The 21,421-nt window shown below is 43.8% G+C and carries 23 protein-coding genes; 12 read left to right on the forward strand and 11 right to left on the reverse strand.

The window, feature by feature from the left end; translation table 11 throughout:
- Positions 1–144 precede the first annotated feature (144 nt).
- Together ABD744_RS16770 and ABD744_RS16775 are read left to right on the forward strand one after the other, a co-directional pair.
- Positions 145–390, forward strand: coding sequence for a hypothetical protein (locus ABD744_RS16770; protein WP_344799703.1), 246 nt, complete (start codon positions 145–147; stop codon positions 388–390).
- Positions 391–601: 211 nt separating this feature from the next.
- Positions 602–823 (forward strand): hypothetical protein, encoded by a 222-nt coding sequence (locus ABD744_RS16775; protein WP_344799704.1) that lies wholly within the window; start codon positions 602–604, stop codon positions 821–823.
- Between the two features lie 13 nt (positions 824–836).
- Here the strand turns inward: ABD744_RS16775 and prfH are convergent, their stop codons facing one another.
- The 3 genes from prfH to ABD744_RS16790 all read right to left on the reverse strand — a co-directional run bounded on the left by prfH (position 837) and on the right by ABD744_RS16790 (position 3,512).
- Entirely contained in the window at positions 837–1,490 is a 654-nt protein-coding gene (gene prfH / locus ABD744_RS16780; RefSeq protein ID WP_344799705.1) for a peptide chain release factor H, read from the reverse strand.
- The gene (locus ABD744_RS16785) at positions 1,481–2,764 is read right to left on the reverse strand and encodes an RNA ligase RtcB family protein (protein WP_344799706.1); all 1,284 of its coding nucleotides are present in this window, start codon (positions 2,762–2,764) and stop codon (positions 1,481–1,483) included. Before ABD744_RS16785 ends, prfH begins: the two co-directional genes overlap by 10 nt.
- Before the next feature lie 268 nt (positions 2,765–3,032).
- Positions 3,033–3,512 (reverse strand): hypothetical protein, encoded by a 480-nt coding sequence (locus ABD744_RS16790; RefSeq protein ID WP_344799707.1) that lies wholly within the window; start codon positions 3,510–3,512, stop codon positions 3,033–3,035.
- 305 nt (positions 3,513–3,817) lie between these two features.
- Here ABD744_RS16790 and ABD744_RS16795 point away from each other — a divergent pair, with 305 nt between their 5' ends.
- Positions 3,818–4,330 carry an MOSC domain-containing protein gene (locus tag ABD744_RS16795; RefSeq protein WP_344799708.1) on the forward strand — a complete coding sequence of 171 codons (513 nt, stop codon included), beginning with the start codon at positions 3,818–3,820 and terminating at the stop codon, positions 4,328–4,330.
- 18 nt (positions 4,331–4,348) lie between these two features.
- On the opposite strand, the gene ABD744_RS16800 is transcribed toward ABD744_RS16795, so the two are convergent.
- Positions 4,349–5,530, reverse strand: a complete 1,182-nt coding sequence (locus tag ABD744_RS16800) for an MFS transporter (RefSeq protein ID WP_344799709.1) — start codon at positions 5,528–5,530, stop codon at positions 4,349–4,351.
- Positions 5,531–5,614: 84 nt separating this feature from the next.
- Here ABD744_RS16800 and ABD744_RS16805 point away from each other — a divergent pair, with 84 nt between their 5' ends.
- The gene (locus ABD744_RS16805) at positions 5,615–6,469 is read left to right on the forward strand and encodes an AraC family transcriptional regulator (RefSeq protein WP_344799710.1); all 855 of its coding nucleotides are present in this window, start codon (positions 5,615–5,617) and stop codon (positions 6,467–6,469) included.
- 24 nt (positions 6,470–6,493) lie between these two features.
- On the opposite strand, the gene ABD744_RS16810 is transcribed toward ABD744_RS16805, so the two are convergent.
- The gene (locus tag ABD744_RS16810; protein WP_344799711.1) at positions 6,494–6,829 is read right to left on the reverse strand and encodes a c-type cytochrome; all 336 of its coding nucleotides are present in this window, start codon (positions 6,827–6,829) and stop codon (positions 6,494–6,496) included.
- A gap of 197 nt (positions 6,830–7,026) precedes the next feature.
- Here ABD744_RS16810 and ABD744_RS16815 point away from each other — a divergent pair, with 197 nt between their 5' ends.
- From ABD744_RS16815 to ABD744_RS16825, 3 genes are read left to right on the forward strand one after another with little or no spacing between them, the layout of a single operon-like run.
- Complete coding sequence (locus tag ABD744_RS16815) at positions 7,027–7,443, forward strand: tetratricopeptide repeat protein (protein WP_344799712.1); 417 nt, start codon at positions 7,027–7,029, stop codon at positions 7,441–7,443.
- 12 nt (positions 7,444–7,455) lie between these two features.
- Entirely contained in the window at positions 7,456–7,821 is a 366-nt protein-coding gene (locus ABD744_RS16820; RefSeq protein ID WP_344799713.1) for a hypothetical protein, read from the forward strand.
- 32 nt (positions 7,822–7,853) lie between these two features.
- On the forward strand, positions 7,854–8,189 hold the full coding sequence (locus tag ABD744_RS16825; RefSeq protein WP_344799714.1) for a YggL 50S ribosome-binding family protein: 336 nt from the start codon (positions 7,854–7,856) through the stop codon (positions 8,187–8,189).
- Positions 8,190–8,313: 124 nt separating this feature from the next.
- On the opposite strand, the gene ABD744_RS16830 is transcribed toward ABD744_RS16825, so the two are convergent.
- Positions 8,314–8,532 (reverse strand): hypothetical protein, encoded by a 219-nt coding sequence (locus ABD744_RS16830; RefSeq protein WP_344799715.1) that lies wholly within the window; start codon positions 8,530–8,532, stop codon positions 8,314–8,316.
- Between the two features lie 131 nt (positions 8,533–8,663).
- On the opposite strand from ABD744_RS16830, the gene ABD744_RS16835 reads away from it, so the two are divergent.
- Both ABD744_RS16835 and ABD744_RS16840 read left to right on the forward strand, forming a co-directional pair.
- Positions 8,664–9,467, forward strand: coding sequence for a hypothetical protein (locus ABD744_RS16835; RefSeq protein WP_344799716.1), 804 nt, complete (start codon positions 8,664–8,666; stop codon positions 9,465–9,467).
- A gap of 59 nt (positions 9,468–9,526) precedes the next feature.
- Positions 9,527–9,739, forward strand: a complete 213-nt coding sequence (locus ABD744_RS16840) for an RNA-binding S4 domain-containing protein (protein WP_344799717.1) — start codon at positions 9,527–9,529, stop codon at positions 9,737–9,739.
- Between the two features lie 630 nt (positions 9,740–10,369).
- On the opposite strand, the gene ABD744_RS16845 is transcribed toward ABD744_RS16840, so the two are convergent.
- Together ABD744_RS16845 and ABD744_RS16850 are read right to left on the reverse strand one after the other, a co-directional pair.
- On the reverse strand, positions 10,370–11,806 hold the full coding sequence (locus ABD744_RS16845; RefSeq protein ID WP_344799718.1) for a cryptochrome/photolyase family protein: 1,437 nt from the start codon (positions 11,804–11,806) through the stop codon (positions 10,370–10,372).
- 104 nt (positions 11,807–11,910) lie between these two features.
- Entirely contained in the window at positions 11,911–12,909 is a 999-nt protein-coding gene (locus ABD744_RS16850) for an NAD(P)/FAD-dependent oxidoreductase (protein WP_344799719.1), read from the reverse strand.
- Between the two features lie 162 nt (positions 12,910–13,071).
- On the opposite strand from ABD744_RS16850, the gene ABD744_RS16855 reads away from it, so the two are divergent.
- On the forward strand, positions 13,072–13,668 hold the full coding sequence (locus ABD744_RS16855; RefSeq protein WP_344799720.1) for a sigma-70 family RNA polymerase sigma factor: 597 nt from the start codon (positions 13,072–13,074) through the stop codon (positions 13,666–13,668).
- Positions 13,635–14,276 carry a ChrR family anti-sigma-E factor gene (locus ABD744_RS16860; protein ID WP_344799721.1) on the forward strand — a complete coding sequence of 214 codons (642 nt, stop codon included), beginning with the start codon at positions 13,635–13,637 and terminating at the stop codon, positions 14,274–14,276. Before ABD744_RS16855 ends, ABD744_RS16860 begins: the two co-directional genes overlap by 34 nt.
- Before the next feature lie 155 nt (positions 14,277–14,431).
- Here the strand turns inward: ABD744_RS16860 and ABD744_RS16865 are convergent, their stop codons facing one another.
- From ABD744_RS16865 to ABD744_RS16875, 3 genes are all read right to left on the reverse strand, one after another.
- Complete coding sequence (locus ABD744_RS16865) at positions 14,432–17,377, reverse strand: ricin-type beta-trefoil lectin domain protein (protein WP_344799722.1); 2,946 nt, start codon at positions 17,375–17,377, stop codon at positions 14,432–14,434.
- A 411-nt stretch (positions 17,378–17,788) separates the two neighbouring features.
- Positions 17,789–19,255, reverse strand: a complete 1,467-nt coding sequence (locus tag ABD744_RS16870; RefSeq protein WP_344799723.1) for a catalase — start codon at positions 19,253–19,255, stop codon at positions 17,789–17,791.
- Positions 19,256–19,413: 158 nt separating this feature from the next.
- Positions 19,414–20,304: a M43 family zinc metalloprotease gene (locus ABD744_RS16875; protein ID WP_344799724.1), complete on the reverse strand. Its 891-nt coding sequence runs from the start codon at positions 20,302–20,304 to the stop codon at positions 19,414–19,416.
- A 230-nt stretch (positions 20,305–20,534) separates the two neighbouring features.
- Between ABD744_RS16875 and ABD744_RS16880 the strand changes: the two genes are divergently transcribed.
- Positions 20,535–21,260: a substrate-binding periplasmic protein gene (locus ABD744_RS16880; protein ID WP_344799725.1), complete on the forward strand. Its 726-nt coding sequence runs from the start codon at positions 20,535–20,537 to the stop codon at positions 21,258–21,260.
- Positions 21,261–21,421 lie beyond the last annotated feature (161 nt).

The following is a 21,421-nucleotide window of genomic DNA, read 5'->3' on the forward strand; positions in this document are numbered from 1 at the left end:
TTATTAATAAAATAAGCGTACTCTGTTCGATTTTACGGTTAAACTTACCAGCAAAGTGAGTGTCTATGTGACTCAGGAAGATATTAGTCTGAGTTGATGAGTCAAGGAATGACCCTGATATTCCTGTCAAAAAGAATGAGCATTATGTCTACCGATTTTTATGTTTTTAGTGGCTTTCTTTATTTAAGTGTTGGAATGCTTTATTTTCTCGCTACCGCGACAGGAAAATTCAACGCCGAACTGCAAAACCTGAGCAAGTCAGAAGCGGCATTAAACCTGTTAGCTCTGTTTATGGTCTGTTTGGCTTGCTGGTGGATTGTGTTTGCTCTGAAGCCTCTCTTCAAACCTGCTCAAAAATCTATCCACGCCCACGCAAAATCACCGGATTAAATCCTCGGTGATTGGTTTGTAGATCTCGTCTGCACTAAAGCCGCCTTCCCTCCTACCTCTACAGAAAATTAAGACATTTCTCCGATAAAAAAAGCATAAAACCTACATTCTTTTCTCATTTCTTAAAGTTGAGAAATATCTGCCCTATTTTTAATTGCTTTTACGCTTTATTCAGCCATCCTGAAAGAAACGCTTTCAAGAAATAAATATTATGTTTCATGGGCCATTAGTATTTATTATCGCTGTTTACCTGTATTTTGGGGTCTTGTTCTTCATAAGCCACAGCAGTGGCCAGTTCGAAGAAGATTTGATTGGCCTACAAAAAAAAGAACAACTCACCAACTTACTTGCGCTGTTGCTGGTTTCAATAGCAAGCTGGTGGGTGGTTCTGGCCATGAAGACGCTTCATAAAAAGATGCGGTTATCTGTCTGACCCAACAAACCTCCTATACTTCGATAAAGTTATTTCCTTTAAATGTGCGAACTGCATGCCCTCTGATTAACTGGTGATGCTGCATCCGCAGTTCCCCTCTGGCCAGCTGTTGTTTAGCCAACGCTTCCTGTTCCAATTTATAACGGATAAGTTGCCAAGCTATCTTTTTATTTTGGTGCTGACTCCGCTCCGTTTGAACTTTTACCGACAGCCCTGACGCTTTATGTGTAATTTGAACGGCACTGTCAGTGGTGTTTACATGCTGACCGCCGGAACCTCCAGCCCTGCACGTTTTTATCCTAAAATCGGATGAAGCCAGATGGGCAGATGCTTTAGGTTCCCAAACGGAAGCATTCAAAAACCAATTTTTTCGACCATGTTTCGGACGATATGGACTTTTGCAAACCCACTTTAAAGTACCATTCCAGTGTTGATACACCCGTGACTTGATGTCATCAGTAACAGATGCATCGTCCATTGTGCCCAGCGGTTTAATGGCAACCAAAACCGACTTATAGGTTACGGAAGAACGGCCAGGTTCATACTCAAGAATATTTGCATCCAGCCCGACGTCAGCCATTTCTTTCAAAAGCAGTTTTAAAGCATTCGCGACAGCGAGACAGCATTCCTCCGGCCCCTGACCGGATGACAATTGAATCAGCAACATTTGCCACCTCCTGGTCGTCGAGCATATCCAGGAGACTTTGTCCTAGCTTCACTTTTAGAACCCGTCGCTTTGCTGGATAAAGTTTTAAATGTCAGTACCGGTGAAAATTCAGCAATGACGTCCACTAAGTTAGCTTCCACCAAATCACTGACCACCACATCCACGGCCTTATAAGCCTCCGGCGCCTCTTCATACAACAATGCTTTATCATCGCATATTACGCGACTTCCCAACTTGGTGCGTTCAAGCGCCTTGCGTGTAAACCTTGATTTAAGCCTGGCTTCACATTCAGTACGAACCCATTTCCTTCCGGCGCCGTGGGCAAGAGAATACAAACTTACTTCACACGCTTTTGGCTGAACTAAATAACTGATTGAACCACGAGAGCCCGGAATCATTACAACCCCTTGGTCAGCGGGCGTCGCACCTTTGCGATGAATCCAGCCACGATCACCCGCAAACGAGCCTTGAGATACCAGATTATGATTAACATCCAACACCACATCGGATGACCGATTGTCCAGGTCAACAAGCTTACGATTCAGCGCACTCAGCATTCGAGCCGCAATGATCGAGCGGTTCACTTCAGCCCAGCGTAATGCAAAGTCATGCTTTCTCATATACGCCTGAGCTTCTTCGGAATCAGCAGCAAGACCCTGATGACCAAATTGATCGACATGCTGACGAAGGATGGACTCACCCAAACCGCGTGAGCCACTGTGTACCAATAAATAGAGTTGAGCAGAATCGAGCCCTAAGGCATCAAACCGACTCTGATCCACGACTTTTGAGATTTTCTGAAACTCAGCAAAATGGTTTCCGCCACCGATCGTGCCAATGCTCTTAATAAAATCACGTTCTGTCTGATCCGAATGATCTGGATTCGTAGATAAACCATCCGTTGCTAATGCTTGTTGCAACAGGCTCAAGCCATGGTCTGACCAAAATAGTTGATCCGAAAAAGCACTGGTTCTTAGTTTATTCTCCAGCTTATCAAGCTTTACTTTACGCGTTAAAAGATCCGTTCGTACCAACGACATACCGCAGCCGATGTCATTACCCACTAACGCAGGATAAATCATGTTGTTACTAAAACACGCAGCCCCGATGGGATAACCCCTGCCGGGATGTAAATCGGGTAAACCGACCACTTGAGCCATGCCCTTTAAGGTTGCTACATGAGTTAATTGTTGTATTGCTTCGCCTTCGATCCAGTTTTCATCGGACGCAATAAGGCGTGTATGTTCACTCAAGAACTGTATGGAATTGCCCATAAAAATATCTACCAGATAATTATTTATAAAGGCAGACTGGGAGTAATGAATCGAAATACAAGAGACAGATCGTATTAACAAAAATGATGTTAATAACGATCAATCAAAATAGAATTAACCCAATCTGCAAGGAGATGAAACAAAATTTATATACAACATGATGTACCTCCTTAATTGGGTAATGCGGCAATGGCCTGTGAAGAATGGCGCGTATCTTAATCCATTTGGCGGCCAAGTCAACAAAAAGATATAAGACTATAACTTTTAATTATACGGCCGTCTCATATTCATCCAACTTGATCATTTCTATTGTTGTATCCACAGAATCGGCCGTTACCACTTCATAACTCGGGCCGCCCATATCCACTAACAATGTCGTAAAGCCCATGTAGTTCCTCATCAAGCGCCCAAGTTCCAGAGAAATATTATTGGTTTCCATTGCCTTGGCAATTTCCCACTCCAACCTGAGCAACAAGTTGCCTTTCTCAAGCGCCGCTAATTTAAAACGTCGGTAATCCGTGCTTCTTGGGTCTTTTGTCAGTGCTTCTGCGATTTCAGGGATGATTTCGGCGTATTTAACAGTCAACTGCTTGTCTTCGATGAACTTGCCTTGGGCGTTATACACCCCGATCACAGCACCACGTTTGAGGGCATTACAATACTCATCCCGGCTAATGTAACCCACGTCAATTTTTAGATTTTCACGGGGAATTAAAAAATTTGAACCAACAAGATCTTTCTCAATCATGATAGTTACTCCTTATCCTTGGATATTGGTACTCAATGAGCCATAAAATCTTTTTATGGCTTGATTGCATGAGCCTTTTCAATGTATTCAATGGCTGTATATTCAACAGCTGCGTATTCAATCACTATGCAGTCAGCTACTGCCTACCTACTCAATGACTGGCTGCCCATCAACTATGCTTTCAACAGAACACTTCTAAGTCGTGAGCATTATACCTTCGACTTTTTCCAGTTTTAATGTCGATTCACTTACAACGGTGTAAGAAAGTACGGACAAATATCTTGACTAACCGGTAGAGATTACACATGAAATCACAGAAAAATTTGTTTGGTCGTTTCATCAAAGACATTGCTCCTGGCACACTAACCTGGATCGGTCTTCGTCCAAAAAGAAAACACGACATGATTCCTGTAAAAGCTGCCAATGCTATTGAGGGGCTGGGACTGGAAGGCGATCACCGCTGTGAAAAGACCCCTGGTTCTGCCAGGCAAGTTACAATCATTTCAGAAGAATACATTCAGCAAATCGAGCACTTCACACACAGAGAACAAATTAGCCCGGAAGTACTTCGTAGGAACCTGGTAGTCAAAGGATTAAACCTGACAGCCATTCGACATCAAACCTTTCAGATTGGTGAAGCAATATTTGAAGCAACCGCCCTTTGCCACCCTTGCTCCAGAATGGAACAAGCATTAGGAAAAGGCGGGGTTGCAGCCATGCTAGGCCACGGAGGTTTATGCGCCCGGATCATCAAGTCCGGGCGATTTCAGGTTGGTGACAAAGTTGAGGTTTTATTGCCCATCGAACAAGAAAAGTAATGAATAACTCAGCACCCACTAAGTTGCCGTCGCCCGGTTAGCAAACCACACCACTTCATTGCCTTTTTCGGGTTGTACCGGCACCAATCGAGCCAACAACAACGATACACCCGCCATCACTGCCCCGGTTAAAAACACCGCTGCGGGCGAAACCAACCAGAGCAACCCATAAGCCGCAGGTAAAACAACCGCTGCGATGTGATTAATAGAAAAGGCGACGCCGGCAGTGGGCGCAATGTCTTTGGGATTGGCTATTTTTTGAAAATACGTTTTCTGAGCGATCGCCATTGAAAACAACAAATGATCAATAATGTATAAAGCCACAGCCACCCAAGGCGAGGTTACAAACGCATAGGCAACAAACACTGCAATCAAACCAACGTATTCAACCGTCAATGCTCTACGCTCCCCCCATACTCCGATTAACTTGCCAATTTTAGGCGCAAAAAGCATATTCAGAAGCCCGTTGGCCAAAAACATAATGGACACTTCTGCCGCAGAAAATCCAAACTTTTCTACCATCAGAAAACCCGCAAACACCACGAAAATCTGCCGTCTTGCTCCCCCCATAAAGGTCAGGGCGTAGTACAACCAATACCGCTTACGAACGATCAATTTCTTGTGTTGTTCCACTTTTTGCGGGAAATGAGGAAAGAAGACCCAGCAGAAAATGGCTAAAACCACTGTCACGCCCCCGCCGATCAGGTAAACCGCTTCCATCTCAACATTCAGAATATCCAGCGTCAGCCAGACTAAACCAAACGCAATTAACCCAGAGAATGAACCAACGGCCATCAGCCGCCCCATTTGATGCGCTGCTTCTTCTTTTTTAAACCATTGAAGCGATAAAGATTGATTGATCGTCTCATAATAATGAAACCCGATGGACATCAGCACTGTGGTGCAATAAAGGCCAACTTCGGTAGGAAAAAAACCAGTAACTGCCGTGCCGATGCCCGTAATCAACAAAGAGCACAATGCAACGGTTTGTTCTTTGAGGAATATCAATAACAACACAGCCCCAAACGCCAGAAAACCGGGAATTTCACGCAAAGATTGTAATATGCCTATTTCGACCCCCGTAAATGCAGCTCTTTCAATGGCAAAGTTATTCAGCAAAGCTTGCCACACACCAAATGAAATCGGCATGGCAGCGGCCATCACAAATAATAGAATCTCAGGTCGTTGAAACCTTCTCATAATACCTTCCCTATGCGTTTATCTATGATCGAACGATCAGACTGAGACTTTAAATATTATGAGAAATGACGTATACAGAGTTATATGACAATAAATATCGAGAAACGGACACTGCATGGCAAGCAGGTAAAAGTCCGCAATAGGATTCCGAAACACTGGCTGACGCTGAATGGCGAAACAATTAACGCACCGGATGACCTGCCCCGTCGTTTTGTGATTCATTCAGATCAACACCAAACAGGAATGTATGCCCCCTTTCATAGCCATGACCGGGGGCAACTGCTGTTTATTACAAAAGGGTTAATTCAAGTCTCAGCAAAGGACAACGGCCACTGGATTGTTCCACCGCAAAGAGCCGTTTGGATTCCTCCGTTTATTGAGCATGATGCCCTGACCATCAACCCCGTACAGCTTCACAATGTTTATTTATCGGCGGACATTTGCAAAGCCCTGCCGACCAACTGCCAAGTCGTGACGATTACGCCATTGCTCCGGGAGCTGATTATAAAGATGGCAACCTTCAAGACCTATTATGATGAGAGCGGGCCAGAAGGTAGATTGGTTGACGTATTTCTTGATGAACTACAAACAACGCCCGAAGTTCCTTTGTACCTTCCGCAACCCAACGATCAGAAATTACTGCTCATCACCGAAGCGTTACAACTCTGCCCAGCGGACAAACGAACAATGGAAGACTGGGGAAGCGCCTTAGGGTTAAGTCCTAGAACACTGGCAAGAAAATTCAAACAAGAAACGAACCTGACATTCGGTCAATGGCGACAACAAGCAAGATTACTGGCGGCCATCACTCGAATCGCACAAAACGATTCCATCACCAATATTGCCCAGGATCTGGGGTATGACAGCCAAAGCGCCTTCATTAGCATGTTTAAAAGAGCATTAGGAAAGACGCCTGGGCAATACTTTGAGCGAAATTAATAAACTCGTAAAATCAAAGCCTTGTTATTTACTGTTCTCAGCCATGTACTCAACAGTTGCTTTGATCTGTTCATCTGTACACGTTTTACAGCCACCGCGCGCTGGCATTTTGTTCACACCTTTGATGCTGAACAAGGTCATGGCCTCCACGCCTTTTGCTTGTAATGGCTTCCAGGTCTCTACGTCTCCGACTTCAGGAGCGCCAGTCATCCAGCCCTTTAGGCCGCCTCCATGACAGCTCGCACACGACGCATTATATATTTCTTCTGCCGTGCTGCTGGCTGTGATATCAACACCGCCAGAGCAACCGACCAGTCCCATAAACATGGATGATATCAGCGCTAACTTTAATTTCTTCATACGACACAATCTCCTTATTTTCTGAATTCAGGGTTTTGCCCATTATTCTTCCTGGGCGTGTAAAAATTTATTATTCATCATCAAGCTCGCGAATTCTAAATCATGTTCAAAAACTAATCCCTATATAAATGCGCACATGAGCGGCTATAATCCTGTAATTACTTACTTTTTGCAGTTTTCTAAAAAATAAGGGTTCTATGAATACCAAGCTTTATAAAAAAGTACACACACTGGCCACTGAGCTGATGAAAGCCGCTGAAAAAGGCAATCAAGCAAAGTTCGATGAATATTACACAGAACTTAAAACCCTATGTGATGAAAACGAGCATGATTCTGTGAAGAATCACCCTGTTCAGTGGGAAACACTGGCAGACTTTTGCGATGACACAGAAGAAGCACTTCCTATTTATGAGAAAGCGCTCGGTTATGCAGAAGAAATCAAATCCAATGATTTCATTGCGTCCATCAGCTACGCCATTGCTATTATTCACCAGCAGGAAGGCAGAACGGTAAAAGCATTGCGATCCGCAAAATATGCAGACGAGAGTGCAAAAAAGATAGGCGATGCAGGTCTTCAGCAAGACATTAAAAAATTACTGAACACGCTGACATAAAAAGGAGACACCATGATTACCTACTTTTATTGGTCCGTTGTTATTGCGGTTGCTTTGGCCGCACTGTTCTTTTTGGGCAATAAGGGCCACCAATGGAAGGCCGCTATTATTGCTGCTTTAGTGGTGATATTTGTTGGCTGGGCAGCCTACTTTTTCCATTTCCAACAGTTATTCGTTAAACGCTGGGGCGGCGTAATGACACTGTCTGTACCGGAAGGTCAACGTCATTTAGGAGCCACCTGGAAAGACGATAATCTATGGATTGAAAACTATGACCCTAAAACGAATACCTGCCACTTCAGAGAATATTCGAAAGGTAACCTGCTCCAAGGTAAGGTAACGATTAAAAACTGCAACCCTCTGATGCCTTCTCATTAACATCAGACCAACAAACAATTAAAGAGAAACACATGACACAAACACCAAAGCGAAGCAGACGTTTACGAAAGAAACTGTTTGTCGATGAATTTGCCGTCAAAGGGTTTGGCTTCAGCTGTTCCGTAAACACAAATAACGAACAAGAGCTGGATCAGTTTTTTGATGGCCTGCTGGATTTAGTGGAGTCACGTAACCTTCAAATTGGAGGCGGTGGCAACGAAGGGACTTTTGAAGGCTATGTAAGTTCCGCGAAGCGTTATGGTTCGGCCACGGAAGAAGATAAAAGTGCTCTGACAGATTGGTTAGCCGCTCAGGCTAATGTAACCGACGTCAACATTGAAGCACTGACGGACGCCTATTACGACTGATCTGTTCTTAGATTTAACAAGAACATGCACTGCGTTCACCTAAAATGAAAAATTGCATGTTCTTGCTTCAAATTCAGTTTTACGGTTTTTCTAACTGAATATTTTTGCTAACGGAAAGTTATACCTAGCTAAAAATAAAGTATTCAGCCGAAAAATCTAAAGCCACATTCTCAATGATTTCTTCGATCGGCGCTGGGTCTTTATCCTGTTTAAAGTCAGCGTAGGCCTGAACGCTGACCACCACATCCCCATTGTCGTCCTGAAATAGAACCTCTTCGTTTTTAATGGCTTTTAGCAACGCTTTCTTTTGATTGTTTGAAACCGAAATTTCTTGAATACTCATAGTTTTCCTAGTCTTTGATCATTTTTCCAAATTATAAAACAAAATGCCTCATTAAAAATTATTGATATTCAAAATCACTCAAATGACTTAATCTTAAGGCTATTTTCACCGCAAAACGTCTGATATTTCGTATGTTTAAAAAAATCATTCATGCCATCAAACCACAACCACTCATAAGCCCTGACAGCGCCGACTGGATTTACCAGGCATTCGACTGGGCTTTGACGCAATTTGATTCTATTGAGTTCTTCGAGCGAGCCAAACTGGTCCAGCCGACCAATCAGTTTTTTCCTGGCGGCGTGAACAGCGTCCATTCAAAAGCAGAGAATATTTTTAAACACACTCAACGCCATGCGGGTCTGGCACATTGGCCTCTTCACCTTGAACCGCCAGAGCAGTTTATAAACCAGCCAGTGCACCCTATGACCCTTGAGAAGTTGGAAAGACACTCAGGAAAGTCGACCCTTCCAGCACTCATTACTGACCAAACCATTAAGTTGAGCTATAATCCGCAACAAACCTTGAAGCCTGAAGACTTGTCATCCAGCTTTGCTCATTTGATGGCCCAGCACCTTGTTGTGCAATCCCGAGTTTTACCCCCTGGCGGCCAGGATTATTTTGCTGAAGGTACTGAACTGTTGGCCATTTTTATGGGGTTCGGTGTCATGTTCGCCAATTCGGCTTATACATTTCGCGGCGGCTGTGGCAGTTGCTATAACCCACAAGCAAATCGTCAGGCAACTTTATCTGAATACGAAGTTCTGTTTGCATTAGCTTTGTTCTGCCATCTCAAGAACATCCCCATCGCTGAGGCCACAGCGTACCTTAAACCTCATCTCAAAAGTAAATACAAACAGGCCCTGAAACAAATTCAAAACCAACCTAATCAAGTGGATGCACTTTTAAGTCATAAAGAAAACATCCCGACGAATTAGCTTGCTTATTAGCGCCCGTTACTATGAAATGTCGCAAAATCATCTAAGTGAGCCTTATTATGCGAGAAGTCATTATCACTAAAGAGCCGGTGGAGCTTTATAAAGTTTTAAAATTTGAAGATATGGTCGACAGTGGTGGTGAAGCTAAGCTGGTCATCGATCAAGGGCTAGTCCAGGTGAATGGGGAGATTGAAACCCGCAAACGCAAGAAAATTGTTTCAGGCGACACCATCGAATTTGACGGTGAAGCAATTAAGATTGTATTAGCCTGATACAAGCCTGAGCTACTACACCTAAGCTCAGTGAATAAGAGGCCAGCCACACGCTGGCCTTTTCAAAAAAACTGATGATTACCGCAAGAAAGGCACTGATAGTACACACCTCTTTTATTACGCTTTTGCTCTGCTAGCATTCCGCAAGTCCTGCATGTATCCCCCTTGCCTTGTCGCCATTTCCAATACCGAAAATAGTTATAGCCGCCCCAGGCCACAGCTAAAAAATACAACAAAGCCCCAATCAACGGACCAAACTCTTTCGATGCCTCCACCAAAACAAACAGTGAAAAAACATCCTCGAGAACCACTGGAACCACAGAACCCGAGACAAAGATAAACAGTAATCCAAAGAGAGCTAAACAACATGGCCCCTTATAAAGGTTCAACCATAACGCCTTCAAAACAAACTCCTTCAGTAACATTTTCACGTCAAATTTTATGAGGGACGCAGACTCTCATTTGATTAAGAAAGTTTGAATCGAACAAAGGTAGTAAATTCGAAACGTTTCGATCAGAGTGTGACTTAGGAGAGGTTTTTTTTGCCAAACGGTAGACACCCGGTTGATTGGCCTTGATTAATTCACTCCAAATTGCCCATCTGTCTCTGAACTTCATCATCAAAATTGGTCACCCCACTCTCACCTCATCAGGCACAGTTGGCTGCGTTAAATTTTTAAACAACAGCTTGGTGCGACCAGCAGACTCAGATAAATTTACCATGGGTTCCGGATAATTCAGCTTTTTTGCCTGAGCAAGACTAGGTTGATGAATATCCTTAGCATTCAATGAGGCCAACTGCGGAAGAAATTTTCGAATGAAAGTTCCATCGGGATCAAACCGTTTTGATTGGCTGACAGGATTAAAGATTCTGAAATACGGCGCCGCATCAACGCCCGTGGACGCACACCACTGCCAACCGCCATTATTTGAAGCCAAATCGCCATCCACTAGGTGGCGCATAAAAAATTGCTCGCCCAAGCGCCAATCAATGAACAAGTTTTTGGTCAGAAACATCGCGGTAATCATTCTCAACCGGTTATGCATCCAGCCTGTGGTGACCAGCTGTTTCATAGCGGCGTCGATGATAGGGAAGCCGGTATTTCCATCGCACCAGCGCTGAAAGTCTGCCTGATCATTACGCCAAGGCAATAAATCTGTTTCTTTTTTAAGAGGTTGATTCATGGATACTTCAGGGTTATGAAATAACACATGGCGATAAAACTCTCTCCAGATTAATTCATTAATCCAGCATGCAATGCCTTCATTTCCCCCATCCAGTAAACCTTCATTGGCCATCAATGCCGTTGTCATACACTGAGTCGTGGATAAAGCTCCAACGGCCAGGTAAGGTGATAACTGGCTGGTTCCCGGTACTCCGGGAATATCCCTCGTGGCTTTATAATCTCTGCTCGCAACGTCCATGAAACGTTCAAGCCGATCATGCGCTTCTGCTTCCCCTGCCGGCCATTGTTGCAACCATTCAGAGTCATAACCAATGCATTGTAATTCGGTTAAATCAGAGGAAACATCAATAACAGGCTGAGAGCCTGGAAAGTAAGCAACCGGCCTGGCCTTGAAACCGTACCCGGCAATAAATGCTTTCTTAAATGCAGAAAACACCTTGTAAGGTTCACCTTTCAGAGAAAGCACACTGCCTGGCACAACCATGCATGCATCATGAAAGGCGAACACCTCTGCTCCCAGCAGTTTTACTGATTGCTCAACCGCACTCTCACAACGCCGTTCATTCACTTCATATTCGCGATTAAAGTACAGCGAAGTAACACTGTATTCTTTGATTAAACGGGCAAGTGTGCCCGGAACAGAATCAAAACAATCCCCCACCTTCACAAGTAACGGAACATTAAGCTCAGCCAGCTTCTTTTCCAATGAATGTAGCTGACCTACAATCAATGCCCGCTGCGCCGGAGAAACATCGTGTTTGTCCCACTGTTCATGTGACAGCACATATACAGCAATCACAGGCCCTTCTTTCATGGCTTCCGTCAGAGCCGGATTATCATAGACCCTTAAATCACGTTTAAACCATACCATTACTGTCATGCTGCTATCTGCCCTATTATTCGTTGTGCTCACTTATTTTGTGACTTTCTAATTTTTCAATATCCGCAACGTATCAATTTATACGAATAAAAATAAACAACGGATCACAATGAACAAAGTTTCTCCCCAAGTTTAGATCCACTTAAATAGGCCGCCTCAAGACCGAACTCGCTCAGGCCCATCGCCAGATAATCGCCACACAGTCCTATGCCATCATCCCCCCAAAGATAACCTTGCTCTGACGCTTGATTTACCTCTCGATGGACAGAGTAAAGCCAGCGGTGAACATAAGTTGCAATCACATGAACCGACTCCCCTATGGTAGTTTCCAAATCAGCAATCAAAGATTTTGCAACTGCATCCGGAAGCCAGTCTGTTCGTTGTCGAGACCAATCTGTAGACGCTTGCACCTGCCAGACATTGATATGCTCCGGTGTTTCGCGGTTCGGCTTACTGCTTTCCAAAGACATTCCTGAAACGGAAGAAGGAAAAGACATTGGAGATAATGATCTGAATTTATCGCCTCTGGAGGTATCCGTTGCTATCATCAAAACCCACTGAGGTAATGACCGTGATTTACTGACCAGCGAGCGCAGAGAGTTATCTATTGGCAATAAGTCGAATGTTTGTTCTGGCGGTGCTGAAATAATTAAATACTTAGATGAACTGACGGGCACAAGCTCATCACCCATATTTTGATAACAAACCCAACGATCCCCCTCTCGACTAACACGAGTGACCTTAACACCAAATGAAACATTAAGCTGATCAACCAGGTTTCGGGTGATGCTCGAGTTTCTCGGAACCCCAACGTATTGCGGTAAAGCCTCCCCCACAGAGAGCCAAGGGCTTACAACGTGATCTTCAGCCCAAGTCTCAAGTTGCTTTTTGAACACGTCCGTTGTTGCAGTAACAGCCGAGCACCCCAAGTCAAAACTGATGTTTAGCCCCTGCTCGGTTACTAACCGTTTTGAAGACAAACGTCCGCCGCTGCCACGGGCTTTTTCAAAACAGGCAACACGCAAGCCTTCATCTTGCAGGCGCTTTGCTGCGACCAAACCACTTAATCCAGCCCCGATAACCGCCACATCACAATTCATCATTATCAGCCTCACGAAGTTAAATAATTTACCTAATACGCAGATGTCTCCTGTTTGGATCACTATCAATTTATGGAAATTTGCTTTTAGCATTTAAAAACATAAACTGAACAACAGTGCTGAAAAATCTATTTCAGGATCGGAGGCTCTAAAAGGAATCAGGATTTGCTTCAACACAATCACCTTGAAAACAAATCATTAAACGAACTGGTTGTGATCATTGGCCAAACACAGAACAAACACGCATTTGTTCAGTTGTTCAACCTCACATCATCAAAACTCAAAGCCTATGCAATTCGATGTGGAGCAAAACCATCTGAGGCAGAAGAACTGGTTCAGGAGTGTTACCTGGCTGTCTGGCGAAAAGCCCATACGTTCAACCCTAAAACGGCATCTGCATCCACCTGGCTGTTTACCATCGTAAGAAACAAACACATTGATCTGTTAAGAAAAGACCGCCCGGATTTAGTCACCTCCGACGACCTATGGCCAGAGCAAACGACCGAAGATCTGGAAATTGACGTTGAGAGTGATCTGAATGGAAAAGTCGTGCGTACTCTTATAGAGACATTGCCTCAGGAACAACGACAAATTATTTACAAAGTCTATTTCGAAGGTAAATCTCACTCTGAAATTTCGGAAGAACTTAATCTCCCGCTTGGCACCATCAAGTCCCGTTTGAGGCTCGCGATGAAAAAGCTGGATACAATGGCAAAAGAAAATATCTCATGGCTAATTATCATCCTAATGACGAACTTTTGATGCAGTTTTCCGCTGGCCAATTACCTAATGCCCTAGGAATAATGATTGCCTGTCACCTTGAAAGTTGTATCGAATGCAACAAAAAGACCCGCTTATATGACTCAGTTGGTGGCGAGCTTTTAAACTTATCGCCACCAGTCAAAGTTTCGGAAAATGCCTTAAGGACGATTTTAACTCGCATTGAAGAGCCACCAGCAGAAAAGAGTTCGGCACCTTCGAATGAACGAGTTAAAAACATGCCCAGACCACTCAGTCGATTTGTACCTGAAGATTTTGAAAACTTGCCCTGGAAAGGATTCACACGCAGTATTCAAGAATATCTACTGCCCATTTCAGATGAGAAACTAACGGCGAAACTCTACAAAATTGCGGCAGGAACAGAACTTCCTGAGCACACCCACAAAGGCAATGAGTTCACATTGGTGATGGAAGGTAGTTTTTCAGACAAAGCAGGATATTATCACCCAGGGGACTTCATTCTGTCGGACACTGAAACCATACACCAACCAAAAGCGACTATGAAACAAGATTGCATTTGTTTTGCCGTCCTGGATGCGCCATTAAAAATGACAGGCTTTTTTGGACGCATGCTTAACCCATTCTTGTAACACTTGCTCATAGTTGACCGGCACTTAGTTGACCGGCCCTTAGCAGACCTGTATTTGTTAGACCTGTACTTGGTAGACCTGAACGGTAAGCTCAGGCCTGACAAGAAACAAACCTAAGAATAAAGCGGCCATTAAGCCGCTTTAATCAGCCGCGATCAGTTAAGCCCCGCTCGCCATTTTTGGTTATTGCCACCATGAGATCGCCACATCACAATGGCATCTCCATTGCTCGTTCCGCTGGCATCAATGACCTGATTAGAGTCCAGTCTGGCACTGAAAACATTACCATGCTTGTTGAACTGCTGGTTCATGTTACTTTCCTGGCAATCCCAAATCTGCAGCTGACTGCCATTACTGGTATTGCCTCCTGGAATGTCCAGACACTTATTGCCTTCTAGCTGGCTTTTTAAAGTGCCTTTGATCGGATCAAAATACCACTGCTGTGCTGGTGTACCATTACAAGCATGCAACTGAACCTTCGTACCATTTGCGGAATTACTTCCCGTGACGTCCAAGCATTTACCTTCACGCTTATCCCGGAAATCAACCCAGGTATGAATTGCCGTCATAGGGCGTAATTCCCATTCTTGCCAGTCCGCGCCATGGTATTCCCATTGACCGACGTTATCACCGTTTCCATAACCGTAGGCATCAGCCACGATGTTTTCGTTATGTTTGCTGGCTAATCGGTTATCTGTGTATGTCCAGCGCAGATTATCACTGTCAACACAGTCCCAAATCACAATCTCTCCGTTATTGTATGCCTGGCCTCGGTTGTCTAAACACTTGGTACGGTCAGCACGATTTTCAAACATTTGCTTTTCTTTGTTGTAAATCCAGTGTTGATCAAAGGACTCATCATCGCAGTTCCAGAGCTGCACATTAGTACCGTTATTCAAATTGTCATCGTGACCAGGAATGTCCATACAGCGACCGGCTTTGCGATTATAGATTTTGACAAACTGCTCCAACGGATCAACGTAATCCGTATTGGTGTTGCCTTCCGCCCGCTCCCACATTTGGATGTAAGCTTCCGCAGAGTTCATAACGGATTCATAAATCCGCTCCGACGTCTGCTCTCGAATGTCCTGAACGTGATCAGCAACCAACCCATATTGTGCAATACCGTCTTGATTGAGATCGAAGACTCGATTACCCGAAACCTGCTTATCAAATACCAATCCAAATTCATTGGTGAATGGATAGCTCAAAGGATTAGTCGCTACATCCCCTCTTGGCCCGGCCTGACCTCCTAAACCACTCATGTCCGTTCCGAAAGCTACGGCGTGCAGATATGGCGTTTTTTCAACTTCATCCAAATAAGCTGAAATACTGCCACCGACAGAACTGGCGTTTGAGTTGTATGGTGCCACGAAACCGCCCGAATGAATCAGTCGTTTCATATTATTGTGCAGGCCACCGTTTTTAGCAGAGTTCATCCAGCTGTGAGAAGAAATGATGCCGCTGTAATTCCTGGCTTCAACAATATTCATGATCGCAGTGGCAGAGTCCGCGCTGGCATGATCCAGTTCAATCAGCATTTTCTTATCAATCATGCGATTCACAAGATACACACCCAGCTCGCTTAAACCGTGCTTATTGCAATGATCAATGGTTTCATCGTATTCCGGGTTGGCACCCGCAGCATCGAGAATTTCCTTAATGAAAGGCACGTCGCCAATCAAAGGGAAACCCGACTTAAACGGCTTTCCTCGGGTTTCATCATCACACTCTTTGGTTTCGAAGAAACGATCGCTGGCCAAGAGTTGCCCGACATTAATAAAGCCATCTTCAACCCGCGAGCCACTTAAATGATTGTCAAACTTATGAGCCGGATAAATCGTTCGAATGCCTAAATCATACAATTCGTTTAACGCCGCTTCGACGGTGTTGCGATTACATCCGTCTTTTAAGCCACAATTGAACGTCTCAGACGCCTCAACCCCCATCAACACCGCCATTTGACCATTCGCAATGACCGCTCGGGCTTCTTCAGGAGATTCAACCAACTGGAAGAATCCTTTACCCGGCCCGCCAGCCTGAGCATCAATATAATCTTGCATTTCATTCAGGCGTTGAACCTGAAGGCGGATACTGTCCATGGTGTTACAGCTGTTTGGATTAATCCAACTGGCCGGGTTCACCGTGGACTGAACTTTACAGAGCACTTCATTTTCCACGAGATCCGTGACCATCAACCGCAGGCCAGATAAATAAGCGCGTTCAATCCATTTATAATAATAACCGGAATGGCTCATTTGCTGATGATTTGGCCACCAGGGAAAGTCCGGCCAGCCGCGTGTATCGTAACGATTATTAACATCGCCGAAGGTGTACAGATTGCCAATGATGTCCAACGACCCATTCGGCCCATGCACAGCTTTGCTGTCCTTCAAAGCCTCTTCCACGCCCCACCGATGGAACGGTTTGCCATGCATCATTTTACCGCCCATGAACTCATAAGACGTGATGTGCGTGTGTGGATCAACGTAGCCTCGAATTGGCTCATCAACGTTGCCTTTTAACACGTCCCGGTTGCCTGTAACGTTAACCGTGACTTCAGGAAACGGTTTACAGTCATTTTGAGCTACCAAATTAAACTTGGTTTCACTTGAGTTGTTACCTGGATTTAAAAGGTCAAAGAAATACATGGTTCCACGTTCATAATGATGACGAAGACCCATATTCAAACCATTACCATGAAACTTATACTGAAAACCATTCGCTGTATTTCCCTCGGCTGACACTCGCCATTCCGCAAATACCCCGGCATACCGCCCTGCACTGACTTCTGCGGGTAAGTGACTCGCAAAATAGCGTCCATCTTTGTCAGTCAGCATATAATTGGAGAATGACGTTGGCTTAAAATAAAAGTGTGCAGCTTCCTCAACAGAAACATTCTCGAAGCGATAGCTGAGACCATTATCAACCACCCCTCCCTGATGATACTTTTTAATAAAGTTACCGTTCTCAGGCGACTGGATTGCATAACAACCCTGAGCTAACTCATAAACGGCATTTTCATTTTCTCCGGCCTGAACGTACGCTGAACACAGCGATGTGCAGGCTAACATGCCTGCGGTGACGTGTTTTATATCCATTCGAATCTCTTTATCATTGTTATTATTTTTTACGAACGATGAAACAACGATACAGCACATACACCGTTGGTTTAGGAAGCGCTCAAAACGAATGAAGCTCCCATAAGAAAAACAGATTAGAAAAGCTCAATCCTATGGGTCAATAAAAAAGATTATGCAAAAACTGCAAGAGTCATCAAAAGATTAAACTGGATTCCTCAAAAAGTTCAAAACTCGCTATGCAATTCCAACAACCGCATGATTTACATACGTTTTTGATGAGATAGTTATCATAAAAAATAAGAAATCAATGATTTATCCAGCGCCTATATTTAGACGCCAGAACTGAGAAAATCGGACAAAATATAATGACAATTCTGAACCCGTATTTGTGAAGGGCCTTCCTTGGCCTTCGAAGAGAAAGGTCACATGTTAAGCTTTCAGTGCTGAACTCACTCTGCTCCCGTAATCAGCATCTGCTTTAGTAAACTGTTCAACCATTCTGGCCTGAACAGACTCGGTGGCCATGCTTAGCCCTCCCACAATATTGCTGACCAGCTGTTGTTTCTGATGGTCAGACATCAAGCGGTATAAATCCCCTGCCTGACTGAAGTAATCTTCGTCCGATTGATCATGATGTCCGATCCAGGCATCCTCTAAAACAGGCATCGGTGGTGCGGTAAATTGTGCATCCGGTGCAGGTTCACCCTGATGTATTTGATCATTCGGATAAAAGTTAATTCCAGCCCCCTGATTATTAGTCGCCAATTCACCACCGTGCGCCGGGCACATTCCTGCAAAAGCCCCATCCCTTTGATAGTGCTGCACCGGACAACGTGGCGCATTCACCGGTATTTGATTCACATTGGCACCAACTCGGTATCTATGTGCATCCTGATATGCCAACAATCTGGCCTGAAGCATTTTATCTGGTGAAGCACCGATACCAGGCACCAAATTACTTGGTGCAAAGGCCGCTTGTTCAGTTTCCGCAAAATAATTATCTACGTTACGATTCAACTCCAGCTTGCCAATTTCTATCAGAGGATAATCCTTGTGAGACCATACTTTGGTTAGATCAAATGGATTCACCGAATAACTTCGGGCTTCGGCTTCTGGCATAATCTGAACCTTAACCGTCCAACTCGGAAAGTCACCTTTATCAATCGACTCAACCAAATCTTGCTGAGCGCCAAACGGGCTCATCTTAACGGCTTCTTCCTCAGTCAGAGTTTTAATGCCCTGATCCGTTTTAAAATGCCATTTCACCCAAAAGCGCTCCCCTGCTTTATTCCAGAAACTCAAAGTATGAGAGCCAAAACCGTGCATGTGTCGCAAGGAATACGGGATACCCCGATCAGACATTAAAATGGTCATCTGATGCAGTGATTGTGGGTGATTCGCCCAAAATTCAAACATTTTTGCAGGGTTGGGCAAATTAGTTCTCGGGTCTTTCTTTTGAGAGTGCACAAAGTCAGGAAATTTAATGGGGTCATTCAAGAAAAAGACTGGTGTGTTATTCCCGACTAAATCAAAGTTTCCTTGGTCGGTATAGAACTTCACTGCAAAACCTCTTGGGTCTCGGGCATAGTCGCTGGAATCCTGGCCGCCTCCCACCGTTGAAAATCTCAGGAAAACCTCAGTTTTATCACCTGGCGTTTGTAAAAATGAAGCGATGGAGAAATCACTCAAAGACTTGCTTAACGTAAATGAGCCATAAGCTCCAGTGCCTCTTGCATGAACCACCCGCTCGGGAATTCGTTCACGGTTAAAATGGGCTAACTTTTCAAATAAATAATGATTATCATAAGTTAAGGGGCCTCTCTGGCCCACACTTATGCTGTTATTGTCTTCTGAAACTGGTGCACCACTGGATGTGGTTAGCGTTGTCTTGGCCATAACTGTTCTCCATTTTTAGCATTATTCTTGATCAATTAAATTGATAACGAAAATTATTTAATGCACGTTGCTGAGAAAAGAATAGACGCCATGACAACAATAAAAAAATTAATTATAAGAATACATTTAATTGATTTTAACTATCAACATCCATTGAATTAAGTGCCGCTCGCAATAATATTCTGGTACAAATCATAACGCCCGCCACCCGGTTCAAAGACGGCTCGCATCCTCGCTTTTTGGCCTTTAGTGAACATAACCAGCACATCATCGTCAGAGTAATCCATGAAGTTCATGAACATGTCATTACTTCCACAAGAACTGGCCGGGTGATTTGGCTTGCCATTGTATTCAGTAAAGGAAGTGGGAGTATCGTTAACCAAATCTGTGATATCGCACGATTCTTTCTCACCAAAAATATGTATTAAATTCAGCCAATGGCCAATTTCGTGCGTAGCCGTCCGGCCTTTTGTATTAGTGCCATAGAGGGGTTCCACCGTCCCCATCATTCGATAATCCATCACGACGCCATCGGTTAAGGGGTCTCCACCAGGAAACTGGCCAGACCCGGCAAAGCCAACCCGACCATTTCGGTCTGCAGAATCATACAACCAGATATTCAAATATTGATCAGTAGGCCAGGCGTCTTTGCCGCCTGAGTTAGTGAAATAAATATCATCAAGCTCAGTGTTACCCTGTAAGGTTCGGGTTATGCCACTAGTAGGCATACCATTTGGATCAATTTCCGCCATTTTGAACTCAATCTCCACATCGGCAATTAAATCCACAAACTCATCAGGCACTGTGTTTAGGTCTTCATTCAAAGCTCTGAAGTCTTGATTTAAAACAGCAAGCTGAGAGAGTATTTTTTCATTACTAAGATTGGACTCAGGGTATTCATCGTCATATAACACATGCACAACCATGGGTATCACCAATACATTGGAGCGGTCTTCTCCAGGCGTTACTGCTGGTGAATCATTCGAGCCTCCGCCACTGCAGGCAGCTAACAAAATTGCACAGCAGGCAAACATGCTTGGTTTCATCATTATTAATTCATCCTTGATTATCAGAATCCATCATTATTAAACACAGTTCTTTTAATAAAATATATTTACATATCAACAACTTAAACCAATTCATCACTGTGACAGATACTCAAAGTTCTATCAATATATAAAATGGTTTTATAGCGCACATTCAACTCTGACTTCTTTAACCAAAGATCCTCCTATAATAAAAATATCTGTGCATATGATTGAGATCAAAGACATTCAAAATGAACAAAACCTTAAAGTTCATAAGCTATGTAACCATATTGGCTCTTTCTCAAGTATCAAACGCTGAAACACTTATATTCTACGAGGGTGATCCTCCCCTCTCGCACAAAGCACATCAGCAGCCCAACGGCGTCTATTACGACATTGTCACAGCCGTCTTTGATGACTTAAATATCCAGCACGATATCGTCAGCTTGCCATTTAAACGCGCATTAATAAGAGCAAAAGAAGGCAAAGGAATCGTAGCTGGCATTTTCAAAACGGATGACCGAGCCAAATTTCTGGATTTTTCGGATAATTTTTACAGCACAAAGGTGGTTCTATTCACACGAAAAGACCATAGCTTTCCGTTCAGCAAAATTTCAGACTTAGAGGGAAAAGTAATAGGAGCAAAACTGGGTTGGAGTTATGGAAAACGCTTTGATCAAGCCAGAAGCAATAAATTGTTTACAGTAATAGAAGGCGAATCTGACGATCTGATTCGGCAACTGCTTCTGGGTCGTACCGACTCATTCATAGACAATAAATTAACAGGCATCCATTCCACAAAAAATAATGGTGTAGCCGATCTGGTTGAAATCATTCCAATTCCCATTGATACAGGACCACATTATCTAGGCGCTAAAAAAGACACAAAGAGGCAACTATTAATGAAATTCAATCAACAACTAAAAGTACTTGAGCAAGATGGTCGATATCAAAAAATTCTGGAAAAATATCTGTAAATCACGAAAAGATGATTCCAATATCAGGCTTACCGCACCTCGAATTCAGTACTAAAAATCCCATTTCAGGACACAGTGTCTTTGCCTGCACTTACTGTCAATTTAACGCCCTTAGAAGATCAGTTGTCGCACTCCCGCATACACTATACTTTAATCAATTA

It is taken from the genome of Litoribacillus peritrichatus (genome assembly GCF_039537985.1).
Lineage (GTDB): Bacteria > Pseudomonadota > Gammaproteobacteria > Pseudomonadales > Litoribrevibacteraceae > Litoribacillus > Litoribacillus peritrichatus.